Below are 2,199 nucleotides of genomic sequence, written 5' to 3' on the forward strand. Positions count from 1 at the left end.
CCGCCGTGAAACGTCGCACACGCCGGTTGCGGTGCACACGCCTGCTACGCCAGGCCCCGGCCTCGCGGACATGGAACCGCCCCGCTCCCCGGGGGTGGGGTGCGGGGCGAGTGCGGTCAGCTGACGCGCAGGTAGGTGACGCCGGAGTAGACGGCCCGGTAAGACACACCCTTCGAGGGGGTCGCGTCCACCATCATGCCGTTGCCCGCGTACAGGCCGACGTGGCCGGACCACCACAGGATGTCTCCGGGCCGGGCCTCGTCTGCGGAGATCGGCGTGCCGATGGCGCGGATCTGGCCGGACTGGTGCGGGATGCTGATGCCGTACTGGGCGTAGATGTAGGACACCAGGCCGGAGCAGTCGAAGGAAGACGGGCCGGCGGCGCCCCAGACGTAGGGAGTGCCGACGTACTGCATGGCCAGCGCGACCATGCCCTCACCGGTGGAGGTCGTGGCAGCCACCTGGGTGGCCTCCCCCGCCTCCGCGGTCTCCTCGGCCTCGACGGCCTCCTCGACCTCGGGCTCTTCTTCGACCACCGGGGCGGTGGCGGTGACCGTGGCGGCCTCGACGACGTCCTCGCTCCAGTTAGCCTCCGAGCCGCTCGAAATGGCGGCGTTGGTGGTGACGACCTCGCGCGCGTCGGTTGCCAGTGCGGCCACGCCGGCCTGACTGAGTGCACCGGCCGAGCCGGTGGCATCGGCGTCATCGCTGGCCGCGTTGGCGCCGGAAGCGATCATGGTGAGGGCCAGGCCGGAGGAGGCGGCGACGGCAAGCCCGCGGCGCGCAACCGGGGCGGCGTCCGTCAGGGGCGTCAGCGGACGCGCGGCCTTGCGGTGGCGGGCCTTGACGTTTGTAGACAATGAATTCTCCTGCAGAGCCGACGAGGTTAGCTGTCGGGTTCGGGCGGGAGACGCCCGGCCCGCGTACTTGACGCGGGCTTCACCCCGAGGCCGCGTCCGCCGGAGCGTCACGGCCGGAGAAGTGGTTCCCCCGGGCCTGCCGGAAATAATCGTTGGCGGAGGCGGCTCGCGCCGGCAGGCTTAGGCTCCGCGGGCGCCTCCACAGCCGGGGGTGCCGGCTGCGGCCTCTAAGTTAATGAAGTTCCCCCGTCCATGGGTAGTTTTCCCCGCCGCGCCCGCTGTGGAATCTCCCACGGCGGGGTCGCGCGGACAACATTCTCGGCCCACCGCGCCACTGCAGGGGGCCGATCGTGCTCAGCGCTTGAGGAAGAGATGCCTGGCTAGGGCGCTGGGCAGGAGCACAGAGACGTCGTCGTCCTGCCGGCTGACCCGGATGCCGCCGACCGTGGCGGTGAGTCGGACCGGCGTACTCGCCCCGATGCCGGCATCCTCTAGCTGGGCGATTACAACGTCGTCGGCCTGGATGGGCTCTCCCACCCGGGAGACGACAGCGTCGGAGCGCCCGTCGCGGACCAGGCGCTCGGCGCTGATCTCGTCATTTGCGGGGGCGGGGTGGGTGGGAACGCGGTCGGGAACCGGGTTGCCGAAGGGGTCGGAGGTGACCTCACCCAAGATCGCGGCCAGGCGGTCCTCAACCTGCTCACTCATCACATGCTCCCACCGGCAGGCCTCGTCATGAACGAGCCTGCGATCCAGGCCGATCACGTCCAGGAGCAGCCTTTCAGCAAGTCGGTGCTTGCGAATAACTTCGGTGGCCCGACGGCGCCCCTCGTCGGTGAGCTGGAGGGAGCGGTCATCGGCAACCCAGATCAGGCCGCTGCGCTCCATGCGGGCGACCGTCTGAGACACGGTCGGACCGGAGTGGCCCAGGCGCTCAACGATGCGTGCGCGCAGCGGCAGCACGCCATCTTCCTCAAGCTCGTATACGGACTTGAGGTACATCTCGGTAGTGTCGATTAGCTCGCTCATCTGGTGCCTCCTCCGATGACCACTGACCGATGCAGCACGGCTGACCGTAGCCGGGGTGCGGCGTATGTGCATGTGCGTAAACAGGATATCGGTCCCCGGCTCCGACGCCGACGCCGATGCCGGGTTCGGCCATCCGGCCCCGCGCGCTACTCCGAGGCGGTGGGAGCGCCGGGGGTGCCCGCCTCCGCGGCTCCCGCCGCGCCGTCGCCGGGAGCGCTACTCGCGGCGCGTTCACGCGGGCCGACGGTGGTCAGGAAGGGGCGGGTGGAGGAGTAGGCGAAGTCGATGTGCCAGTGGCGCCGTGCCCAGA

Annotated in this window: 2 protein-coding genes and 1 riboswitch; both genes read right to left on the reverse strand. The window is 70.2% G+C overall.

Features of this window, described 5'->3' with window-relative positions; all coding sequences use genetic code 11:
* Nucleotides 1-116 precede the first annotated feature (116 nt).
* Complete coding sequence (locus tag BN1056_RS09895) at nt 117-860, reverse strand: C40 family peptidase (protein ID WP_210580807.1); 744 nt, start codon at nt 858-860, stop codon at nt 117-119.
* Between the two features lies 1 nt (nt 861).
* Nucleotides 862-1,014: riboswitch (cyclic di-AMP (ydaO/yuaA leader) on the reverse strand.
* A 200-nt stretch (nt 1,015-1,214) separates the two neighbouring features.
* A complete protein-coding gene (locus BN1056_RS09900; RefSeq protein WP_210580809.1) occupies nt 1,215-1,889 on the reverse strand; it encodes a metal-dependent transcriptional regulator in 675 nt (224 codons plus the stop codon).
* Between the last annotated feature and the right edge of the window lie 310 nt (nt 1,890-2,199).

Source organism: Actinomyces succiniciruminis (assembly GCF_900002405.1).
Lineage (GTDB): Bacteria > Actinomycetota > Actinomycetes > Actinomycetales > Actinomycetaceae > Actinomyces > Actinomyces succiniciruminis.